The organism is Oleiphilus sp. HI0086 (assembly GCF_001635225.1).
Genome location: NZ_LWFZ01001486.1, coordinates 1 through 499 on the forward strand (window position 1 = coordinate 1; position 499 = coordinate 499).

Below are 499 nucleotides of genomic sequence, written 5' to 3' on the forward strand. Positions count from 1 at the left end.
TTAATTTCAGCTTCCCAATTACCACCCAGAACAATATCCGTGCCACGACCAGCCATGTTCGTCGCAATGGTTACAACACCCGGCAAACCGGCTTGCGCAACGATCTGAGCTTCTTGAGCATGCTGCTTCGCATTCAATACACTGTGCTTAATGCCTGCTTTCTTAAGTAATGCAGACAAAAATTCAGATGATTCAATAGATGCAGTACCCACTAGTATCGGGCGCTTTTGCGCAACCACAGCTTTTACTTCATCAATGATCGCTTGGTATTTTTCTTCCTGCGTCAGATAGATCAGGTCGTTATGATCAATTCGCTGAATCTCTTTGTTTGTCGGAATAACGACAACATCCAAACCATAAATTTGCTGAAACTCGAATGCTTCGGTATCCGCCGTACCCGTCATACCAGCCAGTTTCGAATAAATTCGGAAGAAGTTCTGGAAGGTGGTTGAAGCCAAAGTCTGGCTTTCAGCCTGAATTGCAACATTCTCTTTAGCTT

The 499-nt window shown here is 44.3% G+C and carries 1 pseudogene; it reads right to left on the reverse strand.

Going from position 1 to position 499, the window contains the following annotated elements:
- A pseudogene (secA, locus tag A3756_RS25195) lies at window positions 1–499 on the reverse strand (preprotein translocase subunit SecA); the annotation flags it as partial.